This window comes from Streptomyces sp. Edi4 (assembly GCF_040253615.1).
GTDB lineage: Bacteria > Actinomycetota > Actinomycetes > Streptomycetales > Streptomycetaceae > Streptomyces.
The window spans coordinates 1,694,054-1,709,641 of the sequence record NZ_JBEJGY010000004.1 but is presented as its reverse complement, the minus strand read 5'-3'; the positions used below and the strand labels follow the sequence as shown (position 1 = coordinate 1,709,641).

Annotated in this window: 12 protein-coding genes; 9 read left to right on the top strand and 3 right to left on the bottom strand. The window is 73.3% G+C overall.

All coding sequences use genetic code 11. The features are described from left to right. The first annotated feature begins 13 nt into the window (after nt 1-13). The 3 genes from ABR738_RS09800 to ABR738_RS09790 all read left to right on the top strand — a co-directional run bounded on the left by ABR738_RS09800 (nt 14) and on the right by ABR738_RS09790 (nt 3,023). Nucleotides 14-1,069 (top strand): iron chelate uptake ABC transporter family permease subunit, encoded by a 1,056-nt coding sequence (locus ABR738_RS09800; RefSeq protein ID WP_502964215.1) that lies wholly within the window; start codon nt 14-16, stop codon nt 1,067-1,069. Further along, complete coding sequence (locus tag ABR738_RS09795) at nt 1,066-2,094, top strand: FecCD family ABC transporter permease (RefSeq protein ID WP_350229582.1); 1,029 nt, start codon at nt 1,066-1,068, stop codon at nt 2,092-2,094. Before ABR738_RS09800 ends, ABR738_RS09795 begins: the two co-directional genes overlap by 4 nt. A gap of 104 nt (nt 2,095-2,198) precedes the next feature. Then, nucleotides 2,199-3,023 carry an ABC transporter ATP-binding protein gene (locus ABR738_RS09790; RefSeq protein WP_350229581.1) on the top strand — a complete coding sequence of 275 codons (825 nt, stop codon included), beginning with the start codon at nt 2,199-2,201 and terminating at the stop codon, nt 3,021-3,023. A 660-nt stretch (nt 3,024-3,683) separates the two neighbouring features. On the opposite strand, the gene ABR738_RS09785 is transcribed toward ABR738_RS09790, so the two are convergent. Beyond that, on the bottom strand, nt 3,684-4,031 hold the full coding sequence (locus ABR738_RS09785; RefSeq protein WP_350229580.1) for an SCP2 sterol-binding domain-containing protein: 348 nt from the start codon (nt 4,029-4,031) through the stop codon (nt 3,684-3,686). 42 nt (nt 4,032-4,073) lie between these two features. Here ABR738_RS09785 and ABR738_RS09780 point away from each other — a divergent pair, with 42 nt between their 5' ends. The 5 genes from ABR738_RS09780 (at nt 4,074) to ABR738_RS09760 (ending at nt 9,801) form a co-directional block, all read left to right on the top strand. Continuing rightward, nucleotides 4,074-4,400 (top strand): hypothetical protein, encoded by a 327-nt coding sequence (locus tag ABR738_RS09780; RefSeq protein ID WP_502964060.1) that lies wholly within the window; start codon nt 4,074-4,076, stop codon nt 4,398-4,400. 7 nt (nt 4,401-4,407) lie between these two features. Further along, nucleotides 4,408-5,223: a TlyA family RNA methyltransferase gene (locus ABR738_RS09775; RefSeq protein WP_350229579.1), complete on the top strand. Its 816-nt coding sequence runs from the start codon at nt 4,408-4,410 to the stop codon at nt 5,221-5,223. Next, complete coding sequence (locus ABR738_RS09770) at nt 5,220-6,161, top strand: NAD kinase (protein WP_350229578.1); 942 nt, start codon at nt 5,220-5,222, stop codon at nt 6,159-6,161. The genes ABR738_RS09775 and ABR738_RS09770 overlap by 4 nt, the downstream gene beginning before the upstream one ends. 150 nt (nt 6,162-6,311) lie before the next feature. Then, nucleotides 6,312-8,030 carry a DNA repair protein RecN gene (recN, locus tag ABR738_RS09765; protein WP_350234499.1) on the top strand — a complete coding sequence of 573 codons (1,719 nt, stop codon included), beginning with the start codon at nt 6,312-6,314 and terminating at the stop codon, nt 8,028-8,030. Nucleotides 8,031-8,721: 691 nt separating this feature from the next. Continuing rightward, nucleotides 8,722-9,801: a glycosyltransferase family 4 protein gene (locus ABR738_RS09760; protein ID WP_350229577.1), complete on the top strand. Its 1,080-nt coding sequence runs from the start codon at nt 8,722-8,724 to the stop codon at nt 9,799-9,801. A gap of 18 nt (nt 9,802-9,819) precedes the next feature. Here the strand turns inward: ABR738_RS09760 and ABR738_RS09755 are convergent, their stop codons facing one another. After that, nucleotides 9,820-11,454, bottom strand: coding sequence for a PucR family transcriptional regulator (locus ABR738_RS09755; protein ID WP_350229576.1), 1,635 nt, complete (start codon nt 11,452-11,454; stop codon nt 9,820-9,822). A gap of 142 nt (nt 11,455-11,596) precedes the next feature. Next, nucleotides 11,597-13,405: a glycoside hydrolase family 15 protein gene (locus tag ABR738_RS09750; RefSeq protein WP_502964059.1), complete on the bottom strand. Its 1,809-nt coding sequence runs from the start codon at nt 13,403-13,405 to the stop codon at nt 11,597-11,599. Nucleotides 13,406-13,841: 436 nt separating this feature from the next. On the opposite strand from ABR738_RS09750, the gene pyrG reads away from it, so the two are divergent. After that, entirely contained in the window at nt 13,842-15,524 is a 1,683-nt protein-coding gene (pyrG, locus tag ABR738_RS09745) for a CTP synthase (protein WP_350229575.1), read from the top strand. Nucleotides 15,525-15,588 lie beyond the last annotated feature (64 nt).

Below are 15,588 nucleotides of genomic sequence, written 5' to 3'. Positions count from 1 at the left end.
CCTAACCTGCGTGTTGGTAGACAGTCCTCCTCAGCCGCGCGACCGGACCACCTCCGCGCCCCCGGCCCCGACCGCCAGACGCCGTACGCTGCGCGCGGCCGGTCTGTTCGTGTCCGTGGGCGCCCTGGCGCTCGTCGCGCTCGCCAGCATCGCGATCGGCGCGAAACCGATGCCGCTCGGCGACGTCTGGCACGGCCTCTTCCACGGTTCGGGCACCGCCAACGACGTCCTCATCCACGACGTCCGGGTGCCAAGGACGCTGCTCGGGCTGCTGGTGGGGGCCGCGCTCGGGCTCGCCGGCGCGGTCATGCAGGCGCTCACCCGCAACCCGCTCGCCGAGCCCGGCATCCTCGGCGTCAACGCCGGGGCGGCCGCCGCCGTGGTCTCCGCGATCAGCTTCCTCGGCGTCAACTCCCTCACCGGGTATGTGTGGTTCGCGTTCCTCGGCGCGGGGGTCGTGTCGGCGGCGGTGTATGTCCTCGGCGGCAGCCGGGCCGCGACGCCCGTACGGCTCGCGCTCGCGGGAACGGCCGCCAGCGCCGCGCTCTACGGCTACATCAACGCCGTCCAGCTCACCGACTCCGCCGCCCTCAACCAGCTCCGGTTCTGGCAGGTCGGCTCGCTCGCGTCGGCGGACATGGCGACCGTGCGCAGGGTCGCGCCGTTCATCCTCGTGGGACTCCTCGTCGCGCTGCTGCTCGCCCGGCCGCTCAACGCGATGGCCATGGGCGACGACACCGCCCGCGCGCTCGGCGCCCGTCTCACCCGTACCCGTGTCACGTCGATGGTCGTCATCACGTTGCTGTGCGGGGCCGCGACCGCTGCCTGCGGGCCCATCGTGTTCATCGGGCTCATGGTCCCGCACATCGCGCGCGCCATCACCGGGCCCGACCTGCGGTGGATCCTGCCGTACGCGGCCGTGCTCTCGCCGCTGCTGCTGCTCGGCTCCGACGTCGTCGGGCGCGTCGTCACACGGCCCGCAGAACTCCAGGTCGGCATCGTCACCGCGCTCATCGGCGGACCCGTCTTCATCCATCTCGTACGGCGCAAGAGGATGGCCCAGCTGTGAAGGCGATACGTACCCCCGGCGGCCTCTCCTTCCGGGCTGAGCCACGCGCCCTGGCCGTGATCGGCGCCCTCGCGGTGCTGGCGCTCGCCGCGGCCGTCGTCCTCATCGGCACCGGCGACTTCACGATCCCGCCCGCCGACGTCGTACGAAGCCTGCTCGGATCGGGCACGCCCGCCCAGGACTTCATCATCAACGAACTGCGGCTGCCGCGCGTCCTGGTGGCGCTCCTGGTGGGGGCCTCGCTCGGCATCTCCGGGGCGCTCTTCCAGTCCATCTCCCGCAATCCGCTGGGCAGTCCGGACGTCATCGGCTTCGGGCAGGGCTCATCGGTGGGCGCGCTCACCGTCATCGTGTTCTTCCACGGCGGCGCGTTCGCGGTCTCGCTCGGCGCACTCGCCGGCGGGCTCGCGACGGGTGTCGCCGTCTATCTGCTGGCATGGAAGAAGGGCGTGCACGGCTACCGGCTCGTGCTGGTCGGCATCGGCGCCGCCGCGATGCTCACCGCCGCCATCCACTATCTGCTCACCAAGTCGACCCTGGTCGACGCCGCCCGTTCGATGGTGTGGCTCACCGGCTCCCTCGACGGACGCGACTGGGCGCAGGTCTGGCCGCTGCTCGTGCTGTTCGTGGTGCTCCTGCCGGTGGTGCTCACCTACGCGCGGCCGCTGCGGATGCTGGAGATGGGCGACGACGCGGCGTACGCGCTGGGCGTGCCGGTGCAGCGGACCCGTACCGTCCTGATGCTCAGCGCGGTGCTCCTCAGTGCCTCGGCCACCGCGGCCGCCGGGCCCATCGCCTTCGTCGCGCTGACCGCGCCGCAGCTGGCCCGGCGCCTGACCCGCGCCGCCGGGCCCAACGTCTGCGCCTCCGCCTTCATGGGCGCGGCGCTCCTGGTCGTCGCGGACTGGGGCGCGCAGCGGCTGTTCGGCGGGAGCGCGCTGCCGGTGGGGGTGCTGACCGGGATGGTCGGCGGCGTCTACCTGCTGTGGCTGCTCGTCACCGAGCGCAGGGCGGGGCGGATATGAGCGCGCGTGCCGCGGCGGCCGCCGCCGGCTCCCTTGGCTCCCTCCATACCCCCAACTCCCTTGACTCCCTTACGGAATCCGGACCCTTCAGCAGGAGTACGAGCATGCGACGCCTCAGTGCCGAGTCGGTCACCCTCGGCTATGACCAGCGAGTCATCGCCAAGGACCTGTCGGTCGAGATCCCGGACCACTCCTTCACGGTGATCGTCGGGCCCAACGCGTGCGGCAAGTCCACGCTGCTGCGGGCGCTGTCGCGGATGCTCAAGCCGAGTCGGGGACGGGTGCTGCTCGATGGGCAGTCCATCCACTCGCTGCCCGCGAAGAAGGTGGCACGGACGCTCGGGTTGCTGCCGCAGTCCTCCATCGCGCCGGACGGGATCACGGTGGGGGACCTCGTGGCGCGCGGGCGCTACCCCCACCAGGGGCTGTTGCGGCAGTGGTCGCCCGAGGACGAGCGGATCGTCCAGGAGTCCATGGACGCGACGGGGGTCGGGGGGCTCGGGGAGCGGTACGTCGACGAGTTGTCCGGCGGGCAGCGGCAGCGGGTCTGGATCGCGATGGCGCTGGCGCAGCAGACGCCGCTGCTGCTGCTCGACGAGCCGACGACGTTTCTGGACATCCAGCACCAGTTCGAGGTGCTGGATCTGTGTGCGCAGCTCCATGAGGAGCAGGGGCGGACGCTGGTCGCGGTGCTGCACGACCTCAACCAGGCGGCTCGGTATGCCACGCATCTCATTGCCATGAGGGACGGGGAGGTGGTGGCTGAGGGGCCGCCCTCCTCGGTGGTCACGGCGGAGCTGGTGGAGCGGGTGTTCCAGGTGCGGTGTCAGGTGATCGCTGATCCTGAGACGGGGACGCCGCTGGTGGTGCCGGTGGCCCGGCGTCGGTCGTCCCCCACCCCGCCCCTTCCCCAAACCCGCCGGGGGTGAACGCGGGAGGCTCCGCCGGGGGTTTCGAGGGCCGGGTATGCCGGCGCGGGCCGGCGTCGACCCCGCCAAGGGGCGCGGGGAACTGCGCCCAGCCGGGGTCCCTGGGGCTTCGCCCCAGGCCCGGTTCGGTCTGAGCGGCCTCGTCCTGAAGTGCCGGATCGGCTGGGCATGCGCACAGGGGTCAGCACCTGCCCCTGTCAGGGGCGCGGGGAACTGCGCCCAGCCGGGGTCCCTGGGGCTTCGCCCCAGGCCCGGTTCGGTCTGAGCGGCCTCGTCCTGAAGTGCCGGGCCGGCTGGGCATGCGCACAGGGGTCAGCACCTGCCCCTGTCAGGGGCGCGGGGAACTGCGCCCAGCCGGGGTCCCTGGGGCTTCGCCCCAGGCCCCGTTCGGCCTGAGCGGCCTCGTCCTGAAGTGCCGGATCGGCTGGGCATGCGCACAGGGGTCAGCACCTGCCCCTGTCAGGGGCGCGGGGAACTGCGCCCAGCCCGGGTCCCTGGGGCTTCGCCCCAGGCCCGGTTCGGTCTGAGCGGCCTCGTCCTCAAGTGCCGGATCGGCTGGGCATGCGCACAGGGGTCGGCACCTGCCCTGTCAGGGGCGCGGGGAACTGCGCGAACAGGTCGTACGGGCCGCACCCGTCAAAGCGCCCCGACGGGGTGGGGTCAGAGGAGGGTTCGGAGGCGGAGGAGGTCTAGGAAGGGGGCCTCCAGGCGGACTCTGCCCGATGCCCACGCCTTCGCGAAGTTCAGGTCGCCGCCCACCATCGCCACCAGATCGTCCCCCGTCATCGCGAGACGGATCTGCGCCTTCTCCCGGGGCGCCCCCACCACCGTGTCGTCCACCTCGACGCGGCCGTCCCTGAGACGGCCCACGAACGTGGTATCCAGATCCGTGACGTGGCAGCTCAGCGAGCGGTCCAGCGCGGCCGCCGCCCGCACGTCGCCCTGCGCCCGGGCCAGATTGTCCGAAAGTTTGCCGAGTGCGCGGCGGCACTCCTCCAAGGTCGCCATCGTCACCGACCGTACCCCAGGGCTTCGCGGTAGCGTCGTGGCATGAGCGACCTGATGCCGGGCCCCCAGGGGCAGCCCGTGGCCGAATCCGGGGTGCGGACCGAGGACGCGCCGCTGCCGCTCGGCGTGGCTCGCGACCGCACCGGGCACGCCGGGGTCGACGCGCTCGTCCAGCGGCTCGGGGACGTCGACCACCTCGGTACCGAGGGGCACCTGGAGGTGTACGAGGATGTACACGGCGGGCTGCGCGACGCGCTGAGCGCGTTGGACGCTCCCGCGCCGGGAACCCCAGGGGCGGCCCGGCCGTTGGCGGACCAGCGTCCCGGGCGGCCGACGGGGCCGTCGACCAACTACGACCACAGGAGCTGAACCGAACGTGGCAGGAGTGGCACGCCGCCGCCTCGACGCCGAGCTGGTGCGCCGGAAACTCGCGCGGTCGCGGGAGCACGCCGCCCAGCTGATCGCCGCGGGTCGGGTGAGCGTCGGCAAGACCGTCGCCACCAAATCCGCCACCCAGGTCGAGACCGCCGCCGCGATCGTGGTCGTGGACGACGACAGCGATCCCGACTACGTCTCGCGCGGCGGGCACAAACTGGCGGGGGCGTTCGAGGCCTTCGTGCCGCTGGGCCTCAAGATCCAGGGGCGCCGCGCGCTCGACGCCGGCGCCTCGACGGGCGGCTTCACCGATGTGCTGCTGCGCGCCGGAGCCGGCCATGTCGTCGCCGTCGACGTGGGTTACGGACAGCTCGCCTGGTCCTTGCAGAGCGATGACCGGGTCACCGTGAAGGACCGTACGAACGTACGCGAGTTGACGCTGGACGACCTGGACGGACAGCCCGCCGACCTCGTCGTGGGCGACCTCTCCTTCATCGCGCTCGGCCTGGTGCTGCCCGCGCTCGTGCGCTGCTCGGCGCCGGACGCTGACCTGGTCCTCATGGTCAAGCCGCAGTTCGAGATCGGCAAGGAACGGCTCGGCAGCGGCGGCGTCGTACGCAGCCCCGAGCTGCGCGCCGAGACGGTGCGGACGGTGGCGGCGCAGGCGGCCGCGCTTGGCCTCGGGGTGGTCGGCGTGACCGCGAGCCCGCTGCCGGGCCCCTCGGGCAACGTCGAGTACTTTCTGTGGCTGCGGGCCGGGGCGCCCGCGCTCGATCCCGCGGACGTGGAGCGCGCAGTGGCGGAGGGACCCCGTTGAGCTCGTCGGAGAACAGCCCGGAGAACGGTTCGAAGGACCGCGCGCCCGCGCGTACCGTGTTCCTGCTCGCCCACACCGGAAGACCCGCGGCCATCCGCAGCGCGGAGCTGGTCGTACGGGGCCTGCTGCGCAGCGGCATCGGGGTGCGTGTCCTGCGGGCGGAGGCGGCGGACCTGCCGCTGCCCGCCGAGCCGGAGATCGTCGAGGACGCCAACCCCGAGTGCCTTGACGACTGCGAACTCCTGATCGTCCTCGGCGGCGACGGCACCCTGCTGCGCGGCGCCGAACTCGCCAGGGCGTCGGGTGTTCCCATGCTCGGCGTCAACCTCGGCCGCGTGGGCTTCCTCGCGGAGGCCGAGCGCGACGACCTCGACAAGGTCGTCGACCGGGTCGTGACGCGTGCCTATGAGGTCGAGGAGCGGATGACCCTCGATGTCCTCGTGCACAACAACGGCGACGTGGTGCACAAGGACTGGGCCCTGAACGAGGCGGCCGTCCAGAAGGTCTCACCCGAGCGGATGCTGGAAGTCGTCCTGGAGATCGACGGCCGTCCGGTGACCGGGTTCGGCTGCGACGGCATCGTCTGCGCCACCCCGACCGGCTCGACCGCGTACGCCTTCTCGGCGGGCGGTCCTGTGGTGTGGCCCGAGGTCGAGGCGCTGCTCATGGTGCCGATCAGCGCGCACGCGCTGTTCGCCAAGCCGCTGGTCACCTCGCCCACGTCGGTGCTCGCGGTCGAGGTGCAGCCGCACACGCCGCACGGGGTGCTGTGGTGCGACGGGCGCCGCACGGTGGAACTGCCGGCGGGGGCGCGGGTGGAGGTGCGGCGCGGGGCCGTGCCGGTCCGCCTCGCGCGGCTGCACCACGCCTCCTTCACCGACCGGCTGGTCGCCAAGTTCGCCCTGCCGGTCCAGGGGTGGCGCGGGGCGCCGCACTGACCACCGAGGTCGCGGCGGACGGCCCGGGCCGCTCCCGTGCTCAGGGGGACGGTTCGGGCTCCCCGTTCGGGCTCCCCGAGAGGGTGACGGCACGGGGCACGTCGCACACAGGGCCCAGGACCTCGTAAGGTCGTGTCCGTGTTGGAGGAGATGCGGATACGGTCGCTCGGGGTCATCGACGACGCAGTCGTGGAGCTGTCACCCGGTTTCACCGCGGTGACCGGCGAGACCGGCGCGGGCAAGACCATGGTCGTCACCAGCCTGGGGCTGCTGCTCGGCGGCCGTGCCGATCCCGCGCTCGTGCGGATCGGCGCCAAGGCGGCGGTCGTCGAGGGCCGGATCGCGCTGCGGCCCGGCAGCTCGGCGGTGCTGCGGGCCGAAGAGGCGGGCGCCGAGCTGGACGACGGCGCGCTGCTCGTGAGCCGTACCGTTTCGGCGGAGGGCCGCTCACGGGCGTACCTCGGCGGGCGGTCGGTGCCGGTCGGGATGCTCGCCGAACTCGCCGACGAACTCGTCGCGGTGCACGGTCAGACCGACCAGCAGGGCCTGCTGCGTCCGGCCCGGCAGCGCGAAGCGCTCGACCGGTACGCGGGGGAGGCGGTGGCGGGCCCGCTGGCCAAGTACGCCGGTGCCTACCGGCGGCTGCGGGCTGTCGCCGTGGAGCTGGAGGAGCTGACCACACGGGCGCGCGAGCGGGCCCAGGAGGCCGATCTGCTGCGCTTCGGGCTCGACGAGATCGCCGCCGTCGAGCCGCTGCCCGGTGAGGACGCCGAGCTCGCGGCGGAGGCCGAACGGCTCGGGCACGCCGAAGCGCTCGCCTCGGCCGCCGCCGTCTCGCACGCCGCGCTGGCCGGCAACCCCGAGGACCCGGAGAGCGTGGACGCCACGACGCTGGTGGCCGGTGCCCACCGGGCCCTGGACGCCGTGCGCGCCCACGACCCCGCCCTCGCGGCGCTGGCCGAACGCATCGGCGAGGTGGCGATCCTGCTCGGCGACGTGGCGGGCGAACTCGCCGGATACGCCGACGATCTGGACGCCGACCCGCTGCGGCTGGCCGCCGTGGAGGAGCGCCGGGCCGCGCTGACCGCCCTGACCCGCAAGTACGGCGAGGACATCGCGGCCGTGCTCGCCTGGTCGCAGGAGGCCGCGGCGCGCCTGACCGAACTCGACGGGGACGACGACCGGATCGATCAGCTCACCGCCGAGCGGGACGGCCTGCGCGATGAACTGTCCGTCCTGGCACAGGAGTTGACCGACGCCCGCACCGAGGCGGCGGCCCGGTTCGCCGAGGCCGTCACCGCCGAGCTCGCCTCGCTGGCGATGCCGCACGCGCGGGTGTCGTTCGCGGTGGGCCAGAGCGAGGATCCCGAGGGCGTGGAGGTGGGCGGGCGGACCGTGGCGTACGGGCCGACCGGCGCCGACGAGGTCGAGCTGCTGCTCGCGCCGCACCCGGGTGCGCCGCCCCGGCCCATCGCCAAGGGCGCCTCCGGCGGTGAGCTCTCCCGGGTGATGCTCGCCGTGGAGGTCGTCTTCGCGGGCACCGATCCCGTGCCGACCTACCTCTTCGACGAGGTCGACGCGGGCGTCGGCGGCAAGGCGGCGGTCGAGATCGGCCGCAGGCTCGCCAAGCTCGCCAAGTCGGCGCAGGTCGTCGTGGTCACCCACCTGCCGCAGGTGGCGGCGTTCGCCGACCGGCAGCTCCTGGTGGAGAAGACCAACGACGGCTCGGTCACCCGGTCCGGGGTCACCGTCCTGGAGGGCGAGGACCGCGTGCGGGAGCTGTCGCGCATGCTGGCCGGGCAGGAGGACTCCGAGACGGCCAGGGCGCATGCGGAGGAGCTGCTGGCCACCGCCCGCGCGGACGGCTGACCCGGGCCCCCTGGGGCTCCGCCCCAGACCCCGTTCGGCCTGAAGGGCCTCGTCCTCAAACGCCGGACGGGCTGGGTATGCCCATGCGGGCCAGCACAAGCCCTGCCAGGGGCGCGGGGAACTGCGCGCAGCCGGGCCCCCTGGGGATCCGCCCCAGACCCCGTTCGCGCCGAAAGCGCTCGTCCTCAATCGCCGGACGGGCTGAAGTTGCCGGTCCGGGCCGGCGCCGGATGCTCAGGGGCGCGGGGAACTGCGCGCCCAGCCACGCACGGCCCGCAGCCGGGGCCCCTGGGGCGCCGCCCCAGGCCTGTCCTCAAACGCCGGACGGGCTGAGGGTGCCCATGCGGGCCAGCACAAGCCCTGCCAGGGGCGCGGGGAACTGCGCGCAGCCGGGGCCCCTGGGGCTCCGCCCCAGACTCCGCCCGGCCTGAAGGGCTTCGTCCTCAAACTCCCCCAAGGCCTTAAGGGCCAGGGGGGACCCCCATGACGGGCTGACTATGCCGGTGTGGGCCAGCATGGACCTGTCAGGGGCGCGGGGAACTGCGCGCTCGGGGTTCACCCGTGGGGGTGGTCCGGCGTGGGCGTCTTCGTGGTGCGGCGCGGCGAGAACCCCCGGCCGGGCCCGGAACGCCCGTACGGACTGGCATCCTTGGCCGGGAATCATCGACCCCCGCTCCGGGAGCCTGTTCACGTGACACAGCTGCGTACGGTCCAAGTGCTGGGCGGCGGCAGCGCGGGCAGCAGCGCGCACGTCAGGTCGCTCACGGCCGGCCTGGTCGCCCGGGGCGTACGCGTCACCGTCTGCGCCCCGGCCGCCCTTGAGCGGGACTACGACTTCCCCGGCGCCGGCGCCCTGTTCGTGCCGGTGGCGCGGCGCGGCGACCCGGCGGCGGTGGGCGCGCTGCGCACCGCGTGCGCCGACGCCGACGTGGTCCACGCGCACGGCCTGCACGCGGCCGTGCGGGCCGCGCTCGCCCTGAGCGGCCGGCGCGGCGTGCCGCTGGTCGTCACCTGGCACACGCGCGCCCACGCCGAAGGGGCCCGGGGCCACGTGCTGCGCCTGCTCGAGCGCCGGGTCTCGCGGTCGGCGGCCGTGGTGCTCGCCACCTCGTCCGAACTCCTCGACCGGGCCCGGGGGCACGGCGCGCGCGATGCCCGGCTCGCCGCCGTCGCCGTCCCCGCCCCCCGGCTGCCCAGCGGGCTCGCCCACGACAAGGCGCGGGCCGAACTGGGCGCGGTGGACCGGCCGTTGCTGATGGCGGTGGGCAGCCTCGTCGAGCACCGGGGCTACGACGTGCTGCTCGACGCCGCGCGCGTGTGGCGCGACCTCGATGTGGTGCCGCTGCTCGTCATCGCGGGCGAAGGACGCGAGCGGGGTGCGCTGCGGCGGCGTATCGAGGCGGAGTCCCTGCCCGTCAAACTCGTCGGCCGGCGCGATGACATCACCGAACTGCTGGCCTCCGCCGACATCGCGGTGCTGCCCAGCCGCTGGGAGGCCCGCTCGCTGCTCGCCCAGGAGGCGCTGCGCCTGGGGGTGCCGCTGGTGGCCACGGCCGTGGGCGGGGTGCCGGAGCTGGTGGGGGACGCGGCGCTGCTCGTACCGTACGGGGACGCGGCGGCGCTGGCCGACGCGGTCGTCGCCCTCCTCGGGGACCCCTCGGCGCGCCGCGCGCTGGCCGATGCCGGGCGCGTACAGGCGGGGAGCTGGCCCACCGAGGACGAGACCGTCGCCCAAGTGCTCGCCGTCTACGACGAGTTGACGGGTACCTGAGGGGCGGCCCGGCGCGTCCTAGCCGGTCGCGTGCCGGCGCGCCCGCAGGGCGAGGGAGAGGGCGAGCACCGTCTGCGGGTCGTCCAGGTCGGTGCCCAGGAGGTCCGCGATGCGGGCGAGGCGGTTGTAGAGGGTCTGCCGGTTGAGGTGCAGCTCGCGCGCGGTCTCCGCCTTGCGGCCCGCGTGCGCCAGGTAGGTCTCCAGGGTGGGCAGCAGCGGCGGGCGCGCGGCATGGTCGTGGGCCTGGAGCGGGCCGATCGCGCGCTCCACGAACGCCGCGAGGTCGGGGTGTTCGCGCAGCCGCCACAGCAGCAGGTCGATGTCAAGGCGCCGGGCGTCGTACCAGGGCCGCTCGGGCAGCCCCTGGGCCGCGGCCGCCGTCTCCGCCGCGTGGCGCAGGCCGGCGCCCGCCGCGGCCCAGCTGCCCGCCACCCCCACCACGACCACCGGTCGCGTCCCGGCCCGCGCGCCCCTGAGCCCGGCCCGCTCGACCCCGGCGCGCAGGGCCGCCGCGACCCGGTCGGCGACCGCGGTGCGCTCCGACTCCGAGCGCAGGCCGAGCAGCAGCGGCACCCGGCCCTCGACGGGGCGTACGCCGAGCAGGACGGGCACGCCCACCGAGGACAGCTCTTCGAGCACGGCCCGCGCCAGCACGGCCCAGTTGCCGGTGGGGGAGAGCTCGGAGGCCAGCCGCATCACCACCGGGAGCAGCGGGCCCTCGCCGGGCCTGAAGCCGAGGACCTTGGCCTGGCCGGGCGCGTCGTCGGGGGTGACGCGGCCCTCGGCGAGGTCGGTCAGGAAGTCGCCCCGGCCGCGCGCGGCCAGCTCCTCCTCCTGACGGGCCTGCATGAGCACGACCGCGAGGATGCCCGCCGCCCGCTCGGCGGCCATGCGGTGCACCGGGAGCAGCGGTGGGCCGACCGCGAGGAGCGCGAGCCGGGCCCGGACCGCGCCGGCGCCCTGGCCGCCGCCCGGCACGTCCACCAGGACCGCGCCCACCGGCGGCCCCTCCGCCCGGGTCTCGCGCCGCCCGCGCAGCCCCTCCCACACCTGGAGCGGATCGGCGGCCGCCTCGCCCGCCTCGCACCCCGCGGCGTACAGGAGCTGCCCGTCGGGGGTCTCGAGGAAGACCGGGTTGGCGGTGAAGTCGGCCAGGATGCCGAGGACTTGGGGGATTCCGCCGCCGCCCAGCAGTGCGCCCGTGCAGCGCCGGTGGACTTCTTCGGCGCGTTGCAGCAGGGCGTAGTGGCCGTTGACGATCTCGGTGTGGATCTCCTCGGTCACCGCGACGAACGGCACCTCGCGGTGCAGCTGGACCAGCGGGAGCCCGGCCGCGCGCGCGGTCTCCACGAGGGTGGCGGGCAGCCGGGCGAAGCGCGGGCCGAGCTCGACGACGAGGGCGGCGATGCCCCGGTCCGCCAGGCGCCGCACGAAGGCGCGCTGCTCGGCTGGGCGGGCGCCGAGGCCGAGGCCGGTGGTGAGCAGCAGCTCGCCGCCCTTGAGCAGCGAGGCGATGTTGGGCACCTCACCCGCGTGCACCCAGCGCACGGTGCGCTGGAGCCGGTCCGCGCCCGCGACGACCTCGGGCAGGCCGCCGCGCAGCCCCGGCAGCTCCAGCGCCCGCTGCACGGTGATCCCGCCCTGCGTGTCCACGGGGACCCAGCCTCTCCTCGTACGCGGCCCGGGCCGGCCCCGGACGCCACCGCGTGCGCCGGACGCTACCGGCGGTCATGTCCGGGGCCCGCCCCCTGTGGCGTACGTCACGCGGGGCGCCGGCCGGCCGGGCGGGTCGCCGTCAGCCGCCGTACGCGCCCGAGGCGGTCAGCCGCAGCGCCGTGTCGATGAGCGGAACGTGGCTGAAGGCCTGCGGGAAGTTGCCGACCTGGCGCTGAAGGTGGGGATCCCACTCCTCGGCGAGCAGACCCAGGTCGTTGCGCAGGGCGAGCAGCTTCTCGAAGAGCTTGCGGGCCTCGTCCACCCGGCCGATCATCGCGAGGTCGTCCGCCATCCAGAACGAGCAGGCCAAGAACGCGCCCTCCTCGCCCTCGAGGCCGTCCAGGTTGTCCTCGCCGCCGCCCGTCGTCGGGTAGCGCAGGATGAACCCGTCCCGGGTGGACAGCTCGCGCTGGATCGCCTCGATGGTGCCGATCACGCGCTTGTCGTCCGGCGGCAGGAAGCCCATCTGCGGGATGAGCAGCAGCGAGGCGTCCAGCTCCTGGGAGCCGTAGGACTGCGTGAAGGTGTTGCGCTCCTTGTCGTACCCCTTCTCGCACACGTCGCGGTGGATGTCGTCGCGCAGCCGGCGCCACTTCTCCAGCGGGCCGTCGGCGTCGCCGGACTCGATGAGCTTGATGGTGCGGTCGACGGCGACCCAGGCCATCACCTTGGAGTGCACGAAGTGGCGGCGCGGGCCGCGCACCTCCCAGATGCCCTCGTCGGGCTGGTCCCAGTGGGTCTCCAGGTAGCGGATCAGCTTGAGCTGGAGGAGCGAGGCGTAGTCGTTGCGGGCGAGCCCCGTCATGTGCGCCAGGTGCAGCGCCTCTGTGACCTCGCCGTACACGTCGAGCTGGAGCTGATGGGCAGCGCCGTTGCCGGCCCGCACCGGGGTGGAGTTCTCATAGCCCGGCAGCCAGTCGAGCTCGGTCTCGCCCAGCTCGCGCTCGCCCGCGATCCCGTACATGATCTGAAGGTTCTCGGGGTCGCCCGCGACCGCCCGCAGCAGCCACTCGCGCCAGGCGCGGGCCTCCTCGCGGTAGCCGGTGCGCAGCAGCGACGACAGGGTGATCGCCGCGTCGCGCAGCCAGGTGTAGCGGTAGTCCCAGTTGCGTTCGCCGCCGACGTGCTCGGGCAGGGAGGTGGTGGGCGCGGCCACGATGCCGCCGGTGGGGGCGTACGTGAGCGCCTTGAGGGTGATCAGGGAGCGGACCACGGCCTCGCGGTAGGGCCCGTGGTAGGTGCAGTGCTCCACCCACTCGCGCCAGAAGTCCTCGGTGGCCTCCAGGGACGCCTCGGGCTCGGGCAGCGCGGGCGGCTCGCGGTGCGAGGGCTGCCAGCTGATGGTGAAGGCGACCCGCTCGCCGGGCGAGACGGTGAAGTCGGAGTACGTGGTGAGGTCCTTGCCGTACGTCTCCGCCTCGGTGTCCAGCCAGACCGAGTCGGGGCCGGCGACGGCCACCGTGCGGGTGTCGTCGACCTTGTGCACCCAGGGGGTGATCCGCCCGTAACTGAACCGCATGCGCAGCGTGGAGCGCATCTGGACGCGGCCGCTGACGCCTTCCACGATGCGGATCAGCTGCGGGGCGCCGTCACGCGGCGGCATGAAGTCGGTCACGCGGACGGTGCCGCGCGGGGTGTCCCACTCCGATTCCAGGATGAGCGAGTCGCCCCGGTAGCGGCGGCGGTCGGCCGCCGGGGGCCGGTCGGCGGCGCCGTGCGCGGGGCCGACCCGCCAGAAGCCGTGTTCCTCGGTGCCGAGGAGTCCGGCGAAGACGGCGTGCGAGTCGAAACGGGGCAGACAGAGCCAGTCCGCCGTGCCGTCCCGGCAGACCAGTGCGGCGGTCTGCATGTCTCCGATGAGTGCGTAATCCTCGATGCGCCCGGCCACGTGCAATCTCCAGTCGAACGGCCACGTCGCCCCTCGGGGCGCTTACAGCGACAGCGGTCAAGGGTTCGCCGACGAGCGCGTGTTCCGGATGACGGGCTGGGTGGTGCCGTGCTACCAGGCGGCGGCTCGCCGAGCGAGTGTCCGAGCAGGATACGACGCACCTCGAAGATCCGCTGGAGCCTCCATCGAACGCCCTTGGGCCGAACGAGTGAGGCTCGTACTCAGGGCTGACGTGCGGCATACAGAGCGTGGCCGGACGCGCTCTCCCGCTGGCGCTGATACCCTGGTAGCCCGTGGCCGGGTGCTGAAAAAAGCCCCGAACCGCAGCGACGGCACCCTTGGGAATCTCGCGGTATCCCGCGAAATCTCGCACAAGATCCCCACAGGATGACCGGTACGCACTCCAGACAGCGACCACGGGAGCCCCCTCTTGGCCATGCAGACTCGATCCTTGGCATCCTCGACGACCAAGCACATCTTCGTCACCGGGGGTGTCGCCTCTTCCCTCGGCAAGGGTCTGACTGCCTCCAGCCTGGGTGCGCTCCTCAAGGCGCGAGGCCTTCGGGTCACGATGCAGAAGCTCGACCCGTACCTCAACGTCGACCCCGGCACGATGAACCCCTTCCAGCACGGTGAGGTGTTCGTCACCAACGACGGCGCCGAGACCGACCTGGACATCGGCCACTACGAGCGCTTCCTCGACGTGGACCTCGACGGTTCCGCCAACGTGACGACCGGCCAGGTCTACTCGCAGGTCATCGCCAAGGAGCGGCGCGGCGAGTACCTGGGCGACACCGTGCAGGTCATCCCGCACATCACCAACGAGATCAAGCACCGCATCCGCCGCATGGCCACCGACGACGTCGACGTCGTCATCACCGAGGTGGGCGGCACGGTCGGCGACATCGAGTCGCTGCCGTTCCTGGAGACCGTGCGCCAGGTCCGCCACGAGGTCGGCCGCGACAACGTCTTCGTCGTGCACATCTCGCTGCTGCCCTACATCGGCCCCTCGGGCGAGCTGAAGACCAAGCCGACCCAGCACTCGGTGGCCGCCCTGCGCAACATCGGCATCCAGCCCGACGCGATCGTGCTGCGCGCCGACCGCGAGGTGCCGCTGTCCATCAAGCGCAAGATCTCGCTGATGTGCGACGTCGACGAGGCCGCCGTGGTCGCCGCCATCGACGCCAAGTCGATCTACGACATCCCCAAGGTGCTGCACACCGAGGGCCTGGACGCCTACGTCGTGCGCAAGCTGGACCTGCCGTTCCGCGACGTGGACTGGACGCAGTGGGACGACCTGCTCGACCGGGTCCACAACCCGCTGCACGAGGTGACCGTCGCGCTGGTCGGCAAGTACATCGACCTGCCCGACGCCTACCTCTCCATCACCGAGGCCATGCGCGCCGGCGGCTTCGCCAACAAGGCCCGCGTCAAGGTCAAGTGGGTCACGTCCGACGACTGCAAGACCCCGGCCGGCGCGAAGAAGAACCTCGGCGACGTGGACGCGATCCTGGTCCCCGGCGGCTTCGGCGACCGCGGTGTGAACGGCAAGATCGGCGCGATCCAGTACGCCCGTGAGAACAAGGTGCCGCTGCTCGGCATCTGCCTGGGCCTCCAGTGCATCGTCATCGAGGCCGCGCGCAACCTGGCCGGCATCCCCGACGCCAACTCCACCGAGTTCGACGCCGCCACCTCCCACCCCGTCATCTCGACGATGGAGGAGCAGCTGGCCTACGTCGAGGGCGCGGGCGACCTGGGCGGCACGATGCGGCTCGGCATGTACCCGGCCAAGCTCGCCGAGGGCTCCATCGTCCGTGAGGTCTACGACGACCAGCCCTACGTCGAGGAGCGCCACCGCCACCGCTACGAGGTGAACAACGCCTACCGCGCGGAGCTGGAGAAGAAGGCGGGCCTCGTCTTCTCGGGCACCTCCCCCGACAACAAGCTCGTGGAGTACGTCGAGTACCCGCGCGAGATCCACCCCTACCTGGTCGCCACTCAGGCGCACCCGGAGCTGCGCTCGCGCCCCACGCGCCCGCACCCGCTCTTCGCGGGCCTGGTCAAGGCGGCCGTGCGGCGGCAGGAGGAAGCGCGCAAGGCGGGCAAGCCCGCCAAGTAGTCCCGTACCCGCCAAGTAGTTCCCTACCGGGACGCGCACGTTAACGTTGCCGGGGTACACGGCC

Coding starts and splice junctions, on each gene's coding strand:
- recN (WP_350234499.1), top strand. CDS start 6,312: ATGCGGATACGGTCGCTCGGGGTCATCGACGACGCAGTCGTGGAGCTG.
- ABR738_RS09785 (WP_350229580.1), bottom strand. CDS start 4,031: ATGGCGACCTTGGAGGAGTGCCGCCGCGCACTCGGCAAACTTTCGGAC.
- ABR738_RS09790 (WP_350229581.1), top strand. CDS start 2,199: ATGCGACGCCTCAGTGCCGAGTCGGTCACCCTCGGCTATGACCAGCGA.
- ABR738_RS09780 (WP_502964060.1), top strand. CDS start 4,074: ATGAGCGACCTGATGCCGGGCCCCCAGGGGCAGCCCGTGGCCGAATCC.
- pyrG (WP_350229575.1), top strand. CDS start 13,842: ATGCAGACTCGATCCTTGGCATCCTCGACGACCAAGCACATCTTCGTC.